The organism is Moheibacter sp., from assembly GCF_049672845.1.
Classification (GTDB): domain Bacteria; phylum Bacteroidota; class Bacteroidia; order Flavobacteriales; family Weeksellaceae; genus Moheibacter.
This window is the reverse complement of sequence record NZ_JBATWT010000010.1, coordinates 1-1515: the sequence shown is the minus strand read 5'-3', so window position 1 is coordinate 1515 and position 1515 is coordinate 1. Positions and strand designations below refer to the sequence as shown.

General features: G+C 63.1%; 1 protein-coding gene. It reads left to right on the top strand.

What is annotated here, in order from left to right; genetic code table 11:
* Positions 1-486: 486 nt before the first annotated feature.
* Positions 487-1515: aspartate aminotransferase family protein (locus WBF63_RS04040; protein WP_424368418.1), on the top strand; the 1029-nt coding region annotated here is incomplete at its 3' end.

The window sequence follows — 1515 nt, the reverse complement described above, 5'->3', positions numbered from 1 at the left end:
CTTCGGCGCCACTCCGCGCGATGATCGCAACCAGCGCCGCAGCAACAGCCCCTTCGAGTTGACGTCCACGCCGGTCGAACGCGGTTGAGGCGGCGTTTTCCACCAGCTTGTCTCCCCTCTGCTGCTTGCGCGAGAGGGGGGAGGGCTGTCCGACAACTCCGAGTCGCCTGAAGCACCCTCTCCCATAAGTGGGAGAGGGAGTAGGTCATGGGCTATACGAGCGTGACTTTCGATACCGACCAGTCAGCCTGCGGAGATTTTTCCCGGTGGCGTGCTACGGGCGGCGATCTGCGATTAAACTGCGCCTTTCCGACGCTTTCTGTCGCTTGGACGAAAACCCGCGGAAAACCTGGGGTGGCGCTGTAAGAAGTTGTCGCATGGCGACAATGCCAGCCCCGATTCAGTCCCTACAATCCTTGCATTCCCTGTCGTTTCGGGCGCTTCGTCGCCTGCCCGCGACTGGTATTTCTCATCAGGAGAGCTTTGATGTCCGTTCAGCACGATGCGGTGCAACGCGCCGACTTCGACCAGTTCATGGTCCCCAACTACGCCCCTGCTGCCTTCGTACCCGTGCGCGGCCTGGGTTCGCGAGTCTGGGATCAGAGTGGCCGAGAGCTGATCGACTTCGCCGGCGGCATTGCCGTCAACGTACTGGGCCACTGCCACCCGGCGCTGGTTGCGGCGCTGACCGAGCAGGCCAATACCCTCTGGCACATCTCCAACGTCTTCACCAACGAGCCGGCCCTGCGCCTGGGCAAGAAGCTGGTGGAGGCGACCTTCGCCGAGCGCGTGTTCTTCTGCAACTCCGGCGCCGAGGCCAACGAGGCCGCGTTCAAGCTGGCGCGTCGTGTTGCTCATGACCGCTTCGGCCCGGAAAAGCACGAAATCATCGCCGCCACCAACAGCTTTCACGGTCGCACCCTGTTCACCGTCAGCGTGGGTGGTCAGCCGAAATACTCCGACGGCTTCGGGCCGAAGATCCAGGGCATCACCCACGTGCCGTACAACGATCTGGAAGCTCTGAAGGCCGCGATTTCCGACAAGACCTGCGCCGTGGTGCTGGAACCTGTGCAGGGCGAGGGCGGTGTGCTGCCGGCTGACAAGGCCTACCTGGAAGGCGCCCGCGAACTGTGCAATGCGCACAACGCGCTGCTGGTGTTCGACGAAGTGCAGAGCGGTATGGGTCGGACCGGCGAGCTGTTCGCCTACATGAATTACGGTGTGGTGCCGGACATCCTCTCCAGTGCCAAGAGCCTGGGCGGTGGCTTCCCCATCGCCGCGATGCTTACCACCACCGACTTGGCCAAGCATTTCTCGCCTGGCACCCACGGCACCACCTATGGCGGTAACCCGCTGGCCTGCGCGGTCGGTGAGGCGGTGCTGGATATCGTCAATACCCGCCAGACTCTGGATGGCGTGAAGGCCAAGAGTGAACGGTTCAAGTCCCGTCTGCAGGCGCTCGGCAAGCAGTTCGGCCTGTTCGAACAGGTGCGCGGCATGGGCCTGTTGCTCGGC